General features: G+C 72.1%; 12 protein-coding genes. 7 read left to right on the top strand and 5 right to left on the bottom strand.

All coding sequences use genetic code 11. The features are described 5' to 3' along the window. Positions 1–17: 17 nt before the first annotated feature. Entirely contained in the window at positions 18–677 is a 660-nt protein-coding gene (locus tag QQZ14_RS00100; protein ID WP_284532109.1) for a SurA N-terminal domain-containing protein, read from the bottom strand. Next, positions 674–4,198, bottom strand: a complete 3,525-nt coding sequence (gene mfd / locus QQZ14_RS00105) for a transcription-repair coupling factor (RefSeq protein ID WP_446740470.1) — start codon at positions 4,196–4,198, stop codon at positions 674–676. Before mfd ends, QQZ14_RS00100 begins: the two co-directional genes overlap by 4 nt. Positions 4,199–4,931: 733 nt before the next feature. On the opposite strand from mfd, the gene QQZ14_RS00110 reads away from it, so the two are divergent. Both QQZ14_RS00110 and QQZ14_RS00115 read left to right on the top strand, forming a co-directional pair. Beyond that, entirely contained in the window at positions 4,932–6,332 is a 1,401-nt protein-coding gene (locus QQZ14_RS00110) for a sensor histidine kinase (RefSeq protein ID WP_284532111.1), read from the top strand. A gap of 2 nt (positions 6,333–6,334) precedes the next feature. Next, entirely contained in the window at positions 6,335–7,015 is a 681-nt protein-coding gene (locus QQZ14_RS00115; RefSeq protein ID WP_284532112.1) for a response regulator transcription factor, read from the top strand. A gap of 174 nt (positions 7,016–7,189) precedes the next feature. Here QQZ14_RS00115 and QQZ14_RS00120 read toward each other — a convergent pair whose 3' ends face one another. Then, on the bottom strand, positions 7,190–7,951 hold the full coding sequence (locus tag QQZ14_RS00120; protein WP_284532113.1) for a helix-turn-helix transcriptional regulator: 762 nt from the start codon (positions 7,949–7,951) through the stop codon (positions 7,190–7,192). A 376-nt stretch (positions 7,952–8,327) separates the two neighbouring features. Next, complete coding sequence (locus tag QQZ14_RS00125; RefSeq protein WP_284532114.1) at positions 8,328–8,966, bottom strand: helix-turn-helix transcriptional regulator; 639 nt, start codon at positions 8,964–8,966, stop codon at positions 8,328–8,330. A gap of 462 nt (positions 8,967–9,428) precedes the next feature. On the opposite strand from QQZ14_RS00125, the gene QQZ14_RS00130 reads away from it, so the two are divergent. The 5 genes from QQZ14_RS00130 to QQZ14_RS00150 all read left to right on the top strand — a co-directional run bounded on the left by QQZ14_RS00130 (position 9,429) and on the right by QQZ14_RS00150 (position 14,649). After that, entirely contained in the window at positions 9,429–10,832 is a 1,404-nt protein-coding gene (locus tag QQZ14_RS00130; protein ID WP_284532115.1) for a sensor histidine kinase, read from the top strand. Beyond that, positions 10,792–11,496 (top strand): response regulator transcription factor, encoded by a 705-nt coding sequence (locus tag QQZ14_RS00135; RefSeq protein ID WP_284532116.1) that lies wholly within the window; start codon positions 10,792–10,794, stop codon positions 11,494–11,496. Before QQZ14_RS00130 ends, QQZ14_RS00135 begins: the two co-directional genes overlap by 41 nt. Positions 11,497–11,707: 211 nt before the next feature. Continuing rightward, positions 11,708–12,373 (top strand): hypothetical protein, encoded by a 666-nt coding sequence (locus QQZ14_RS00140; protein WP_284532117.1) that lies wholly within the window; start codon positions 11,708–11,710, stop codon positions 12,371–12,373. Positions 12,374–12,484: 111 nt separating this feature from the next. After that, positions 12,485–13,627 carry an MFS transporter gene (locus tag QQZ14_RS00145; RefSeq protein WP_284532119.1) on the top strand — a complete coding sequence of 381 codons (1,143 nt, stop codon included), beginning with the start codon at positions 12,485–12,487 and terminating at the stop codon, positions 13,625–13,627. Next, complete coding sequence (locus QQZ14_RS00150) at positions 13,624–14,649, top strand: hypothetical protein (RefSeq protein ID WP_284532121.1); 1,026 nt, start codon at positions 13,624–13,626, stop codon at positions 14,647–14,649. The genes QQZ14_RS00145 and QQZ14_RS00150 overlap by 4 nt, the downstream gene beginning before the upstream one ends. A 19-nt stretch (positions 14,650–14,668) precedes the next feature. On the opposite strand, the gene QQZ14_RS00155 is transcribed toward QQZ14_RS00150, so the two are convergent. After that, positions 14,669–15,985 carry a UDP-glucose dehydrogenase family protein gene (locus QQZ14_RS00155; RefSeq protein ID WP_284532122.1) on the bottom strand — a complete coding sequence of 439 codons (1,317 nt, stop codon included), beginning with the start codon at positions 15,983–15,985 and terminating at the stop codon, positions 14,669–14,671. Positions 15,986–15,997: the final 12 nt, after the last annotated feature.

Raw genomic sequence — 15,997 nt, forward strand, 5'->3', positions numbered from 1 at the left:
CTCAACCACCGGGCCTCTCAGCCGCAGCGCTGGGTCTCGGGCAGCAGGGCGGCGTACGCCGTGTCCGGCTGGTCGGCGTCGGCCTTCTTCGTCGTATCCCCGAGGCCGTAGGAGAGGCTGGTGTCGACGGGCGTGGTGACGCCCTTGTCGATCGACACCCCGAAGCGCGGGTCGATGTCGACATCCTGGTCGGCGAGCCAGGCGAGGAACTCCTGCTCGCCCGCCTTGGTCGCGGCGTCGCCGCTGGCGCCCTGCTCCTCGCCGACCGACCTCTCGACGGCCTGGAGGTAGAGCGTCACGCCCTGCACGTCGATCACGGCCTGGACCTGGTCGTCGGGCAGCGACCCGAGCTGCCCCTTCGCCTGGTCCACGGCCTGGGCGTAGTCGTCCGCCGCGGACACGCCCTGCTCGTCGGCGAACTGGTCGACCGCCGCGCGCAGCGCCAGCGCGCCGGCGACCTGACCCCGCAGGTAGTGCCCGGCGAGGACCTGGCCCTGCTGGAGCTGCCCCTCGACGTAGGTGCAGAACGACGTCGACACGTCGTCGACCTCGTTGACGGAGATCGTCTCGTCCCCGACCCGCGCGGCGACGCCGGGGTTGAACGCGGGGACGGAGCCACAGCCGGTGAGCAGGAGGATCGAGGCCGAGGCCAGGCCGATCAGGCGGATGCGGGTCACGTGCTCTCCTGGGGGTCGATGACAGCGTCGATCACTTGCCGAGCCCATTCAAGCAGGGCGATCCCGGTGATCGGATGCCCCCCGACCACGGCGGTCTGCGGGCGCGGGACGAGGATCGTGCTGACGGGCGCCTTGACGATCGACTTGGGGTACAGCCGGTTGAGCCGGACGACGCGCGACTCGGGCAGGTCGACGGGCGCGAACCGCACGTTCCGGCCCGCGATCGTGACCTCGCCGACGCCCGCGCGGCGGGCCCGGGCCCGGAAGCGGGCGACGATCAGCAGCGAGGCGACCTCCTGCGGCGGCTCGCCGTACCGGTCGAGGAGCTCCTCGTTGATCTGGTCCACATCCTCGTCGGAGCGGACCTCGGCCAGCCGCTTGTACATCTCCAGGCGCAGCCGCTCGCTGGGGATGTAGTCGTGCGGCAGGTGGGCGTCGACGGGCAGCTCGATGCGCACCTCGTTGAGCTCGGGTTCAGCGTCGCCGCGGAACTCCTGGACGGCCTCGCCGACCAGCCGGACGTAGAGGTCGAAGCCGACGTCGGCGATGTGGCCGGACTGCTCACCGCCCAGCAGGTTGCCGGCGCCGCGGATCTCCAGGTCCTTCATCGCGATCGCCATGCCGCCGCCGAGGTCGGAGTGCTGGGCGAGGGTCGCGAGCCGCTCGTGGGCGGTCTCGGTGAGCGGCTTCTCCGGCGGGTAGAGGAAGTAGGCGTAGGCCCGCTCCCGCGACCGGCCGACCCGGCCCCGCAGCTGGTGGAGCTGGGAGAGGCCGAGGGTGTCGGCGCGCTCGATCACCATGGTGTTGGCGTTGGACACGTCGAGCCCGGACTCGACGATCGTCGTGCAGACGAGCACGTCGAACTGCTTCTCCCAGAACTCCAGCATCACCTGCTCGAGCTGGTGCTCCCCCATCTGGCCGTGCGCGACCGCGACCCGGGCCTCGGGCACCAGCTCGCGGATCCGGGCCGCGGCCTTCTCGATCGAGCTGACCCGGTTGTGGATGTAGAACACCTGGCCCTCGCGGAGCAGCTCGCGGCGTACGGCGGCCACGATCTGCCGGTCCTCGTAGGCGCCGACGTAGGTGAGCACCGGGTGACGCTCCTCCGGCGGTGTCGTGATCGTGGACATCTCACGGATGCCGGTGATCGCCATCTCGAGCGTGCGCGGGATCGGCGTCGCCGACATCGAGAGCACGTCGACCGAGGTGCGCAGCCGCTTCATCTGCTCCTTGTGCTCGACCCCGAAGCGCTGCTCCTCGTCGACGATGATCAGGCCCAGGTCCTTGAACCGGATGTCGGGGTTGAGCAGACGGTGGGTGCCGACCACGATGTCGACCGAGCCGTCGGCCATCGCCGCGATCACCTCGCGTGCCTCCGCGTCGGTCTGGAACCGCGAGAGCGCCTTGAGGATCACGGGGAAGCCGCTCATCCGCTCGGTGAACGTGCTGAGGTGCTGGGTGACCAGCAGCGTGGTCGGCACCAGCACTGCCACCTGCTTGCCGTCCTGGACCGCCTTGAACGCCGCCCGCACCGCGATCTCGGTCTTGCCGTAGCCGACGTCGCCGCAGACCAGCCGGTCCATCGGGACGGTGCGCATCATGTCGCCCTTGACCTCGTCGACCGTGCTCAGCTGGTCGGGGGTCTCCTGGAACGGGAACGCGTCCTCGAGCTCGCGCTGCCACGGCGTGTCGGGACCGAACGCGTAGCCCTGGGTGGCCTGGCGCGCGGCGTAGAGCTTGATCAGCTCGGCCGCGATCTCGCGGACCGCCTTGCGGGCGCGGTTCTTGCGCTTGGTCCAGTCCCCGCCACCGAGCCGGTCGAGCGAGGGCTGCTCGCCGCCGACGTAGCGGGTCACCTGGTCGAGGGCGTCCGCCGGGACGTACAGCCGGTCGGGTGGGCCGCCCCGCTTGCTCGCGCCGTACTCGAGCACGAGGTACTCGCGCACCGCCCCGCCGACCTCGCGCTGCTTCATCTCCACGAAGCGGCCGACGCCGTGCTGCTCGTGCACGACGTAGTCGCCGGCGCCGAGCTCGAGCGGGTCGATCTGGCGCTTGCGCCGGGCCGGCATCTTCCGCATGTCGCGGGTGGACGCCTTCTGGCCGGACAGGTCCTCGCCGGTGAGGATCACCAGCCGGTTGGCCTCGTCGACGAGGCCGTGGTCGATCGCGCCGCAGGTGACCGTGACGACGCCGTCGGTCAGGTCGGCGGCTCGGTCGATGTCGTCGACGACCCGGGCGGGCACGTCGTGCTCGCCGAGCACCTCCACCATGCGCTGCGCGGGGCCGTGGCCGGTGTGCAGGACGACGACACGGTGCCCCGCGCGGCGCCACGCCTCGATGTCGGCGACGGCCCGCTCCATCTCGCCGCGGTAGGCGTCCACCGCGGTCGCCGGGATCGTCCGGCTCGGTACGGCATCCACGTCGATGTCGACCGTGGTCTCGACAGACTCGACCACCGGGGTGTCGATGCCGAAGGGGCTGACCGTCCACCAGGGCTGGTGCCGGTCCAGGCAGTGCTCGCGCACGTCGGCGATCGTGCGGAACGACGCCGCCCCCATGCCGGTCATGAGCAGGTCGATCGGCGCGGTGCCGCCACCGGCGGCCGCGGCCCAGCTGGCGCCCAGGAACTCCTCGCTGGTCGCCACCAGGTCGTGGGCCCGGCTGCGGGCGCGCTCGGGGTCGAGCACGACCACGTGGGTGTCCGCGGGCATCAGGTCGACGAGCAGCTCCATCTCGTCGACGAGCACCGGCGCCAGCGACTCCATCCCCTCGACGGCGATGCCGGCGGCGATCTTGTCGGTCAGCTCGAGCAGCTGCGGGTGCTGCCGGCCGAGCTCCGCGGCGCGGGTCCGCACCTCGTCGGTGAGCAGCAGCTCCCGGCACGGCGGGGCCCACAGGCGCTCGACCTTCTCGAGCGTGCGCTGGTCGGCGACGGAGAACGAGCGGATCTCCTCGACGTCGTCACCCCAGAACTCCACGCGCAGCGGGTGCTCCTCCGTCGGCGGGAACACGTCGACGATGCCGCCGCGCACCGCGAACTCCCCGCGCTTCTCCACCAGGTCGACGCGGGAGTACGCCGCCCCGGCGAGCCGGCGTACGACGTCGTCGAGCGGTGCGGTGTCCCCCGGCTCGAGCTCGACCGGCTCCAGGTCGCCGAGCCCCTTGACCTGGGGCTGCAGCACGGAGCGCACCGGTGCCACCACGACCTTCAACGGCCCGTTGCTGGCGTCGTGGCCGGGGTGGCTCAGCCGGCGCAGCACCGCCAGCCGGCGCCCGACGGTGTCGCTGCGCGGGCTGAGCCGCTCGTGCGGCAGCGTCTCCCAGCTCGGGTAGTAGGCCACCAGCGCCGGGTCGATGAGGTCGCCGAGCGACTCGACCAGGTCCTCCGCCTCGCGGGAGGTCGCGGTCACCGCCAGCACCGAGCGTCCCTCGCGGACCAGGCCCGCGACCACGAACGGCCGCAGCGCCCCCGGTCCGGTCAGGTCGAGGGCGCGCACGGCGCCCCCGCGCGCGTCGGCCATCGCCTCGGCGAGCGTGGGGTCGGCGAGGACTGCTTCGGCCAAGCCGGAGAGGTGCACAGGTGGCTCCAGGAAGAGGGGCGGACAGCACGAGAGCCCCCGGTCAACACAGGACAGGGGGTGGTCCGCCCAGTCTACGGTCACGTCGAGTCGGGACTTCCGACGGTCGAGTCGGGACTTCTGATGGTCGAGTCGGGGCTTCCGACGGCGACAACACGAGGAACCACAGACTGCGACGCATCACCACGCACCCGGGCCACTTCACGATAGGAGCCGGTGCGGCGGGTCTGGGACCAACGCCGGTGGCACCCGCACGGCGTGACGGGCGCCCCGATTTTGGGGATGCCCGGTAGCCGGATCCGGGCCAGGATGGAAGGAGCCCTTCGGGGACCTGGACGCTCGTCAACCGTCCGGCAACGAGGGTCTACCCGACCGGTGGGATCGGAACCCCCGAACCGGCCCCAGTCCCCACTCCCAGGATCCCCCAGGAGTGTCCGGGTGGCCCGCGCCGGCGGTTGGCGAGCCCCGGTTGTGGACGAACTGCTGCGATATCCGGACCTCGGGCGTACGTTTAGTTCGAAGAGAAGTGTGCGGCCAGAAGATTCCCTCGGGGCACCGACGCCGCACGAGGAGACCTCACTCTCCTACTGGATCCGCAGGGGGCGGACGGTGCACACGGGGCGCATCCATCTCGGGGATGCTCGGAGTTCGGGGATCCAGCTTGTCCGAAAACGAGATGGCCGTTGTCTGGCGATGGCGCAGCACGGCGCTTGTCGCTGTGGTGCTGGTGTGCTGCTGGTTGGTCACCACGGGGATCACCGACCCGGACTTCAGCCCGGTCGGGATGGCCCGGTCGGCCGGCCTGATCGCCTACCCCGCGCTCCTCGCAGCCTTCCTGATGCTCGAGCTCCACGGACGTGTGTCCGGGACCGGCGTGTCTCCGTGGCTTGCGGTCGGAGTCGCCTTGATCGCCACCCAGGGCCTCCTGCTGACCCTCGAATCCTGGGACGCACCGTCCTGCTGCCCCCCCGGCTGGCCGTTGCTCGCCGACGCGCTGCTGGCGGTGCTGCTGCTGATCCTGGCCGGGCTGGTGGCCGTGCCGCTCCGGGTCGACCCCGGCATGGCCAGCCTGGCCGGCGGCTTCGCGCTGGCGTCGGCTCACCTCGTCGTCCGCACACCCGGACCCGACCTCTCGATCCCCCTGCGATGGACCATGCTCTGCCTGCTTGCCGTCGCGGGCATTGTCTTGGCCGTGCGGCTGGTGACCGTGACCGATCTGCCACTCCAGGCCGCGGGCTCGCTCGCCGCAGGCGTCGTGGCCCTGCTCGCAGGGCGTCTGGCCACCGACGCGCTCCCGGCAGAGAATCCCGCGGTCAGCCTCTTCGTGGTGTCGGCGGAGGTCTTCGGGGCCGCGTTGGCGTGCGGGGTCTTCGCGGAACTGCTGCGTGAGGACGTCGTCCGCGCACAACAGCGTGCTGTCCGGGTGGACGAGGAGCTCACGGCCCTGCGGTCCCAGGTCCGGATCCACCGCGAGCAACTGCACGAGGCTCGGGCCACCGTCGCAGGCATCCTCTCGGCGTCGGTCCTGCTCGGCCAGGACGGCGCGCTCGACGACGCGATGCGGCGACGGTTGGCCGACATGCTCCACCCGGAGACCGTCCGCCTGCAGCGCCTCCTGGCGGAAGGCGTCGCCGCCCGCCAGCCCTTCGATCTGGACGAGGCGATCGAGCCGGTGATCCTGACCCATCGGGCAGCCGGTCAGATCATCGACTGGGAGCGCGGTGATCGGTGGGTCGTCGCCCGGCGCGACGACGTGACCCAGTTGGTCCGGATCCTCCTCGACAACGCGGCCATGCACGCGCCCGGAGCAACGGTGTCGGTCGGCGGGACAGAGCGGGACGGCTGGGTGGAGCTCACGGTCGCCGACGACGGCCCCGGACCGCCGACCGACCTGGGCGAGCAGATCTTCGACTGGGGGACCCGCGGCGAACACTCGCCGGGGTCAGGCATCGGCCTCAACCTGGCGCGACGTCTGGCAGAGTCGTCGAACGGCTATCTGCGGCTCGCTCGGGGCGAGGTGGGCGCGGTGTTCGTCGTCGGTCTCCCCAGCGTGCAACCCGAGTCGGGGGAGACCTGAGGATGGCGCACGGAAGGACGCGCATCGCGATCATCGACGACCACGAGCTGTTCGCGCAGTCCCTGGCTGTCGCGCTGACCCTCGACGGGTACGACGCCGAGCGGCTGCCCCTCGGTGCCCACCCCTCGCCTACCCAGGTGATCGCGGCCACCAAACGCTGGAACCCGAGCATCGTCCTGCTCGACCTCGACCTTGGTGCCGCTGGCGATGCCGGCCAGCTGATCGGCCCTCTCAGCCAGGGCGACGCCGTGGTCATCGTGATCACGGCCGCTGAGGACCCCGTCCGGCATGGCGGGTGCATCGCCGCCGGAGCCGCCGCAGTGCTCCCGAAGTCGAGCTCCTTGGCGGACATCCGGGCCGCCGTCCAGCGGGCGTCGGCACGGCAACCCCTGATCGACTGGCGCGAGCGGGAACAGCTGATCGGCCGCTGGAACAGGCACCGGGCGGCAGGGCGGGCGCACCACCAGCGATTCGACCGTCTGACGGAGCGCGAACGCCAGGTGTTGGGACACCTGGTGCGAGGCCGGACGGTGAGGGACATCGCTCGCCTCGGGGTGGTCTCGGAGGCGACCGTCCGGACGCAGGTGAAGTCGATCCTGGCCAAGCTCGACGTGTCCTCGCAGATCGCCGCCGTGGGCCTGGCCCACGAGGTGGGGTGGCGCGCACCCCATGACGAGCCCTAGCCTCCTCGCCTCGCTCGTTCGTGAGCCCGGGGATGCCGGCCGGCGGCCGGGTCGGGCGCGCCTGGTCCGCGGCGCTGTGCCGCCGGTTCTCCCGCCTCGTCGTCGGACTCGGGGTGGTGTCGTCAGGCGGCGGTCCAGCCGGTGTCGATGAGCCGGCCACGTAAGATCCCGAGGCTAGGGGAGGCGACCGCACAGCGTGCGGACGGCTGCCGCGGCTCGCAGCTGCGAGCCGACGCCCAGCTTGTGCAGCACCGACCTGACCTGGCTGCGGACAGTTGCCTCGGCGAGATCCGACGACGCGGCGATAGCACGGATGGACTGGCCGTCGACCAGCAGTTCGAGGACCGCGTGCTCGCGCGGCGTGAGCGTGCGCAGCCGGGCGAGCGCCTCGCGCCGCTCGCGAGCCACGGCGTGCCAGAGCGCGATGACCCCGGCCTCGGTCGTGCTGTCGACGAGGCGGTCGCCGTGGGCGACCACGATGATCGCCTCGACGACCTCGTCCAAGGTCCTCTCCGAGGACATGACCGCTCCCGCCCCAGCCTCGAGGAGGGCACCCCACGCGGGCCCCGGTCCGTCGCTGGTCACGACCACCCAGCGGACCGGGTGCTGGACGAAGAGCCACAGGACCTGGGCCAGCGTCGGCGACAGGTCGTCTCGGCACAGCATGAGGCCGGCGTCCGGACGCAGCCGCGACAGCTGGAGCGCCGGGCGGTCGTCGGGGACCGCCGAGCGCCACTGGACGGTGTGGGTCACGAACCCCCGAGCCGCCAGCGCCGCACGGACAGCCTGGCTGAGAAGCAGCTCGTCGGATCCGACGGCGATGCGCAGCGGCCGCCGTGGCCCGCGCGTCGCGGTCACGTCGACCTCGCCGCGAGTGCCACCGTCGCACTGCGCCCGCACCGGCCGGGTGCTCTCGTCCTCAAGTGGGACGCGCATGCCGGAACCCGCGCCGGATGCTGCGGCAGCCGCTGGGGGGATCCCAGCACCACCTATGGGGGATGTCAGGGATTGATGGGTGCTGCGCACCTGAAGATCGTGGCCCTCTTGGCAGGGAATGCGGTAGAGCGCCCCCGAATTTGGGGTAGCCGTGTGAGCAGCGTCACCTCTTGGTCCGAAGCGACTCGAACACGTCGTGCTCGGACCTCCCGGACCGGTCATCATCTCGGGTGACCGATGACCGGCGCGGCGAGGGCGCGCTGAGGCACGGCGGCCACCCTCGACGCACAGACCCGCATCGCCATCATCGACGACCGCGAGATGTTCGCCTCGCCGCTGGCCGCGCCGTGAGTGCCGGCGACCGGCAGGCACGGGCCTATGCGGCCCCGTCGCGCAGGGTCTGGACGGCGGCGACCGCGCGCAGCTGGGAGGACACCTCCAGCTTGCGCAGCACGGCCTTGATCTGACTGCGCACCGTCGTCTCGGCGACCGCGGAGTCCCCCGCGATCGCGCGCACCGTCCGACCGGCGACGAGCAGCTCGAGCACAGCGTGCTCCCGCGGGGTCAACGTCCGCATCCGCGCCAGCAGCGCCCGGCGCGGCGGGCTCACCTGATGCCATCGGTTCAGCGCCCGTTCGCGATCGGAGGCTGGCATCGACCCGCGCCCCAGGGCGACCTTGACCAGCGTGTCCCCGATGACCTCGAGACCGACCCCGGCGGGCAGCACCATCCGCGCGCCCGCCTCGAGCAACGCGCCCCAGGTGGCGTCGGGCTCCGTCCCCGTCACCGCGACCCACCGGAGGGGGTGCTGGTCGAGTAGCCACTGGACCTGAGCCAGCACCGGCGACAACACCGCGTCCAGGACCACGAGGCCGACATCGGGACGCATCCGGGAGAGCTGCCGGACCATCCGGTCCCCCGCGCCGTGGGAGCGCCAGTCCAGGCTGTCTGCCGCCCAGCCCTCGGCGGTCAGGGCCGCCCGGACCGCCTGGGCGACCAGGAGGTGGTCCGCCATGACAGCGACGCGCAACGGAGTGGATGCGCTGATCCGGCTCACCCCGCTCCCGAGGGAAGGTGCGGCTGCCATGGGCCCACCCCCCGGTCGCTCACTTGCTCTTGGGACACTCGGACACCCCCATGGTGCTCCGCTCAGCGCCGTGCTGCCTCCCACCGGCCCCAGGTGCCCCATTATTGGGGAAGGTCCGACCGCTTTTGGGGGCCTCCGGCAACCGATCGACTCCCCAAATTGGGGTAAGCATGCGGATTCCGTCGTGACGGTGCCGTAGCCCGCCTGAATACTCCGTGCATGGGGACACATACGATCAGTCGGGGGGCCATCGTGAGACTGCGTGATCTGCCTCCCCTGGACCGGTTCCAGGGGAGGCGCCAGGCGCCCCTGCGGGCCGCCGACCGGCCGCGAACCGCCTGGGGGACGCACCGGCGGGGGTGGCGCGACGCCCTCGCGATCATCGCGGTGGTGGCGTCCCTCCAGCTGGTCCATCTCACGATCGACCATTCCGAGCACGCGATCGCCGACCTGGCGAGCCAGGCCACTGCGCTGACCTCCGCCGCCCTGTTGGCTTCGTCGGGTCTCCTCTACTTCGACGCGCGCACGACCGACAACGAGGTGGTCGCCTGGCTCGCCGCGGCCGTGCTCCTGCTCGGGCTCGCCGGCGGGGCCTCGATCACGCTGGAGCGCCCGGGCGGCGGCGCACCACAGGGCTGGCCGGCGATCTACCAGGCCGTGCTGATCGTCGTGGCGCTCGGTCTCGTGGCCCTCTCCGGACGACCCCGGTACGCCGGGCACCCGCTGGGTCTGGGCGTGCTCGGCGGGACCACCTCGACGCTGGTGGCGCTGACGCTGCTCGACACGGGCCTGCTACCCAGACTCCCCCCCACACTGGAATGGCTGGCTCCGGCCACCCTCGCGCTGGCGTACGCCGCGCTGACGATCCGGCTCTACCATCTCTCCTCACTCCCCGGCTGGTTCCGAGTCCAGCTCGGGCTGACCGCTGCCCTCCTCGGCGTCAGCCAGGTGGCCGCCCAGGGCGGCTCCGGACACCTGCTCGCCGACTCCGTCACCATCGTCGGCGGGGTGGTCGGCGCGGCATGTCTGTGGAGCGGCTGCAGCGTGCTGCTCCAGCGGGCCATGAGCGAGACCGAGCAGGCCCTCGTCGACGTCCGCACCCGGGTGCACGAACTCGAGGGCAGCTTCCGAGCGGACCGGGCACGGATGCACGAGGTCGACGCCACACTGGCGGGGATCGCCTCGGCGGCGGACCTGCTCCACGACGCGCCCCACCTCCCGCCCCAGCGGCGCCGAGTCCTCCAGGCGATGGTGCGATCGGAGAGCGCCCGGCTGGTCCGGCAGCTCGCGGAGGACCGCGGGGGTCCGCCGCGACCGGTGCCGGTGGACGCCGTGTTGGAGCCCCTCGTCGAGCGCCAACGGCTGCGCGGCGTCGACGTCGCCTGGTCCCCGACCGGAATCGTCGCATTGGCGGAGCCGGGCGACCTCGGTGACGCGCTGAGCGTGCTGTTGGAGAACGCGGTCCGGCACGCACCAGGCAGCACCGTACGCGTGGAGTGCCGCCGCGCGGGCTCTCCGCTCGATCCCACGGTCGAGATCCTGGTGTCCGACTCCGGTGCCGGCGTGGCACCGGAGGTCCGCGCACGGCTCTTCGACTGGGGCGCCCGCGGACCTCAGTCACCAGGGCAGGGCATCGGTCTCTACTACGCCGCCCAACTCGTCAACCGGCATCACGGGGAGCTCCGGCTGGCGGACACCCCCGCAGGCGGCGCGACGTTCATGATCCGGATCTCAGCGGCTCGGAGGGCATCCGATGGGCACCTCAACAGCGCCATCGCATCCACAGGCACGTAGTAGGACGCGCATCCTCATCCTCGAGGACCACGCGCTCTTCGCAGAGTCGCTCGAGCTGGCCCTGTCGATGGAGGGCTACGACGTACGCCGCGCGCCGGTCCCGCAGAGCAGCGGGGCCACGCAGGGCGTCCTGTCGACCGTGTTGCGGCTCCATCCCCGCATCTGCCTCCTCGACCTGGACCTCGGCGCCTTCGGGGACGGGCGACGCCTGATCGCGCCGATGGCACACGCCGGGGCGCATGTCGTCGTGGTCACGGCGTCGACCGACCGTGGCCGGTGGGGCGAGTGCCTCAGCAGTGGGGCGCGCAAGGTGCTGTCGAAGAGCCGGCCGCTCAACGACATCCTGGTCACCGTGCGGCGACTCAACCAAGGGCAGCCGGTGCTGGACCCCGGCGAGCGCGAGGAGCTGCTCCGTGCCTCGCACGAGCGCCGGGAGGAGGCGCAGCTCGGCGAGCGTCTGACGCACCTCACCAGCCGCGAGCAGACGATCCTCGGTCAGCTGATGCTGGGTCGGACGGTACGGGAGATCGCGGCGGCCAGCGTCGTATCAGAGGCAACCGTCCGGACGCAGGTGAAGTCGATCCTGGCGAAGCTCGAGGTCTCCTCGCAGCTGGCTGCCGTCGGGCTCGCCCACCGGTCGGGTTGGCGGCCGCCCGCCTCGTGACCGTGCGCCTCGTGACCGTGCGCCTCGTGACCGGACGCCCGGGCCCGGCGGCGCGCCCGAACGCTGGACCCATCCCCCATCTTGGGTATCTGCCCAGGGACCAGCACCGGACCGCACAGCCGATCGCGCACCCTCGGAGCAGTGGGGGACCGCCCGGAGTCACCCCGGGGGCTGGAGTGCACCGATGGCAAGTTCTCGCAGTGTGCGGGCCGTGACGGCCCTCGCCGGCGCGGCCGCCGTCGCGCTGGGCACCGTGCTGGGGCTGGGCCTCGGCACCGACTCGCGCGCCCCCTCCGATGGCGCGGGAGCGGCCGCTACCCCGAACGCCCGGGTCGGCTCTGCGGGCAGCAGCTCGGAGAGCCGACCGGGGACCAGCCCCCACCAGTCCCTCCGCCGCGAGGCCGGAATCCACCGCGGTGGGTCCACCGGCGGCGTCGAGGTGCAGCCCGACATCCCCGGCACGACTCCCTCGAGCCTTCCCGGGATCGAGACCGGGTCGTCGGCGACGGCGGGGCCGGACTGGAGCCCGTTGCCCGAGGCAGCCGCGTCAGCACGAGGTGGACTCGTCACCGGCTATCCCCGGGACCTGCTGCCGCCCGCCCCGCGCTCGTCGGTGCGGACCAGCAGCGTCGCGCCCTCCCCCGACCGGGTCCAGGTCGCGCTCGTCGCCGACCGCGGGCCCCACCCAGACCTCGTTCTTCGCTTCTACCGCGAGCGGCTCGTCCGGGCCGGCTTCACCGAGGATGCCGCGCCGGCGGTGGGTGGCACCTCGTCGGCGTCCTTCGTCCGCGACGACGACGTCGTGGTCGTCACCGTCGGGGGAGGTCCGGGGCGCACCTACTCGGTCTACGCCGTCCTCGACGCCACTCAGGGCTGAGCACCGTTGTACATCGCACTGAGCGACCGTCCCGAGGCCGCCCCCGGGGAACGCCATCCCGGACGCCGGCGACCGGTGGCATCGGCCGTCGTCACGCTGGGTTTCGTCAGCATGGTCACCGACATCTCGTCGGAGTCTGTCGCCGCCATCCTCCCGCTGTACCTGACCGGGGTGCTCGGTCTGTCCACCATCTCCTACGGGTTCGTCGACGCGCTCTACCACGGGGTCAGCGCGCTGGTCCGGATCGGTGGCGGCTGGGCGGCCGACCGTGGCGGGCACCCCAAGTGGGTGGCGCTCCTGGGCTACGGAACATCAGCCGTGGCGCGCGTCTTCCTCCTGTTCAGCACCGGCCTGTCCGCGATCGCGACGGTCGTCGCGGTCGACCGGGTCGGCAAGGGCCTGCGCACCGCGCCCCGCGACGCGATGATCGCCGACGCCTCCGCCGACGCAGACCGCGGCCGGGCCTTCGGTGTCCACCGCGCCCTGGACACCACCGGCGCCGCCATCGGCCCGCTCATGGCCTTCGCCGTCCTATGGTGGATCCCCGACGGCTACCTGACCGTCATGGTGATCTCGCTCGGCTTCGCGCTGCTCGGTGTCGCGCTGCTCGGTCTGCTCGTCCCCGACCGATCCGCGAGCGCACCCAGGCCCGCGCGCCGGCCGGCGACCTGGCGAGAGGTCGCCCGACCCGCTCTCGTCAAGCTCCTGACGCTCGCCGGCGTGCTCGGCCTGCTGACCGTCGGCGACGGCTTCATCTACCTGGCACTGCTGGACCGTGGGGGCTTCGCCGCGCACTGGTTCCCCCTGCTCTACGTCGGCACCAACCTCGCGTACCTGTCCCTGGCTGTTCCGTTCGGTCGCCTCGCGGACCGGGTCGGCAAGGGCAAGGTGCTTGTCGCGGCCCACGTGGCACTGCTGGGCTCCTACCTCACCGCGGCGTTCGCCTGGTGGGTCACGCTCGCGACCGCCCTGGCGCTCCTGCTCCTGGGCATGTTCTACGCCGCCAGCGACGGCGTGATCGCCGCACTGGCCAGCAGGCTCTCCGCCGACCACGTCCGTGCCAGCAGCATCGCCGCGGCGCAGACCGTCGTCGCGGTCGCCCGGATGGCCTCGTCGGCGGTGTTCGGCGTGCTCTGGTTCCTCCTCGGTCCCCAGGCCGCGCTGGTGGCCGTCGGAGCCGCCCTGCTGCTCGTGCTGCCGATCGCCTTCACCGCGGCCAGCAGCCTCGACCGCGAGCCGACCCCCGCGCCATGAGCCGGCGCGCCCGCGTCGCCACCTTCATGGCGCTCGCTCTCGTGGTCCTCTGTGGTGTCACGGCCTACGCCGTCGCCTCGGCGGTCCGCTACCACCGGACCCACGACCGCCCGCCGACGGTCGCCACGGTCACCGACGACGCCGCCGTGGACGCGATGAGCGAACCGCGCATCCTCTTCCGGCACACCGGGATCGACGAGCGCTACGGCCGGGTCGCCGTGGTCTCCCTCGTCGACCCCGGCGGCGCCCGGGCGTTCACACCGGTCTCGTGCGACCGCGTGTACGCGACGTCCGAGGTCGAGTCGTGCTTGCGGACCGAGCGCGGTGTCGTCACGGAGTACTCGCTGACCGAGTACGACGACCGGTGGCACCAGCTCCAGCAGGTGCCGGTCCCCGGGATTCCCAGTCGCACCCGGCTGTCTCCGGACGGATCGCTCGTGGCGACGACCACGTTCGTCAGCGGGCACTCGTACATGCAGGTCGGCTTCTCGACCGCGACCGAGATCCGCGACGTCGACGGCGACAGCCACGGCGACCTGGAGAAGTTCGACCTCGTGCTCCTGGGGCGTCACGTGGTGCCCCGTGACCGCAACGTCTGGGGAGTCACGTTCGGCCCCGACGACAACACCTTCTACGCCACGGTCGGCACCGGCGGTGAGACCTACCTGGTCCGGGGCGACCTGCGCGCGCGGACCCTCACGTCGGTCGCCGACGACGTCGAGTGCCCCTCGCTCTCCCCGGACGGCACGCGCATCGCGTTCAAGCAGGCGAGCCGGCGTGACGGCCGCACGTGGTGGACACCAGCGGTGCTGGACCTGGCGCACGGCCGACGGACCGTGCTGTCCGGCGAGACCCGTGACGTCGACGACCAGATCGAGTGGCTCGACCGCGACACCGTGCTCTACGGCGTGGGTCGCGAGGACGAGCCGGGAGTCAGCGATGTCTGGGAGCTCGACACGTCGTCGGATGCACGGCCCCGGCTGCTCATCGAGCAGGCCTGGTCGCCGGCCGTGGTGCGCTGACGACCAGGCCCCGACCGGCTCAGGCGCGCGCCCGGCCCAGCGCCCGGTAGGTCCAGCCGGCTCCGCGCCACCGGGCGGGGTCGAGCGCGTTGCGGCCGTCGAGGATCCGACGGTGCCGTACCAGGTCGCCCATGGCGACCGGGTCGAGCGCGACGTACTCCGGCCACTCCGTCAGGACCATCACGAGCTCCGCGTCGGCGACGGCCTCCTCGGGGCTGTGCGCGTACTTCAGGTCCGGCCACCGGTCGCGCGCGTTGTCGACGGCACACGGATCGGTCACGACCACCTCGGCGCCCTGCAGCTGCAGCTGTGCCGCAACGTTGAGGGCCGGTGAGTCACGGACGTCGTCGCTGTGGGGCTTGAAGGCGGCACCCAGCACCGCGATCCGCCGCCCGACCACCGAGCCGCCGCACTCCGCACGTGCGAGGTCGACCATGCGCACCCGGCGCCGCTTGTTGATCGAGTCGACCTCGCGCAGGAACGTCAGCGCCTGGTCGATCCCCAGCTCACCGGCCCGCGCCATGAACGCACGGATGTCCTTGGGGAGGCAGCCGCCGCCGAAGCCGAGACCGGCGTCGAGGAAGCGGCGACCGATCCGGGCGTCGTACCCGATCGCGTCCGCTAGCTGGGTCACGTCCGCACCGGTCACCTCGCACAGCTCCGCCATCGCGTTGATGAAGGAGATCTTCGTCGCCAGGAAGGAGTTCGCCGCGACCTTGACGAGCTCCGCCGTGGCGAGGTCGGTGACGAGGAACGGTACGCCGGCGGCGAGTGGGGCCGCGTAGACCTCGCGCAGGCACGCCACGGCCTCCTCCCGGTCACCCTCGGGGAGGCCGACCACGATGCGGTCGGGGTGCAGCGTGTCGTCGACCGCATGCCCTTCCCGGAGGAACTCCGGGTTCCAGGCGATCACCGGGCCCGGGCGCGCCTCGTGGAGGCGCCGTCCCAACCGCTCGGCGGTGCCGACCGGGACCGTCGACTTGCCCACGACCACGGCGTCCGGCAGCAGGTACGGCAGGAGGCCCTCGAGCGCCGCGTCGACGAACGAGAGATCGGCGGCGTACTCGCCACCCGCGCGTTGAGGGGTGCCGACACACACGAAGTGCACTCGGCAGTCGGCGACAGCCGCGATGTCGGTCGTGAAGCGAAGGCTCCCCCGGACCCCGTCGCGGAGCAGCTCGGCGAGCCCCGGCTCGTGGAAGGACGGGATGCTGCGCGCGAGCAGCTCGATCTTCTGGACGTCCTGGTCGACGCCGATGACGTCGTGGCCCATCGCGGCGAGTCCGGCGGCGTGCACCGCGCCGAGGTAGCCGCATCCGATCACGGAGATCTGCATGTCAGCTCCTCC

Source organism: Nocardioides sp. T2.26MG-1 (assembly GCF_950101795.1).
Lineage (GTDB): Bacteria > Actinomycetota > Actinomycetes > Propionibacteriales > Nocardioidaceae > Nocardioides.

Bases quoted from the DNA above. Each gene is read 5' to 3' on its own strand.
- QQZ14_RS00115 (WP_284532112.1), top strand. From the start codon at position 6,335: ATGGCGCACGGAAGGACGCGCATCGCGATCATCGACGACCACGAGCTG.
- mfd (WP_446740470.1), bottom strand. From the start codon at position 4,198: ATGGCCGACGCGCGCGGGGGCGCCGTGCGCGCCCTCGACCTGACCGGA.
- QQZ14_RS00145 (WP_284532119.1), top strand. From the start codon at position 12,485: ATGGTCACCGACATCTCGTCGGAGTCTGTCGCCGCCATCCTCCCGCTG.
- QQZ14_RS00120 (WP_284532113.1), bottom strand. From the start codon at position 7,951: ATGCGCGTCCCACTTGAGGACGAGAGCACCCGGCCGGTGCGGGCGCAG.
- QQZ14_RS00155 (WP_284532122.1), bottom strand. From the start codon at position 15,985: ATGCAGATCTCCGTGATCGGATGCGGCTACCTCGGCGCGGTGCACGCC.
- QQZ14_RS00150 (WP_284532121.1), top strand. From the start codon at position 13,624: ATGAGCCGGCGCGCCCGCGTCGCCACCTTCATGGCGCTCGCTCTCGTG.
- QQZ14_RS00110 (WP_284532111.1), top strand. From the start codon at position 4,932: ATGGCCGTTGTCTGGCGATGGCGCAGCACGGCGCTTGTCGCTGTGGTG.
- QQZ14_RS00135 (WP_284532116.1), top strand. From the start codon at position 10,792: ATGGGCACCTCAACAGCGCCATCGCATCCACAGGCACGTAGTAGGACG.
- QQZ14_RS00125 (WP_284532114.1), bottom strand. From the start codon at position 8,966: ATGGCGGACCACCTCCTGGTCGCCCAGGCGGTCCGGGCGGCCCTGACC.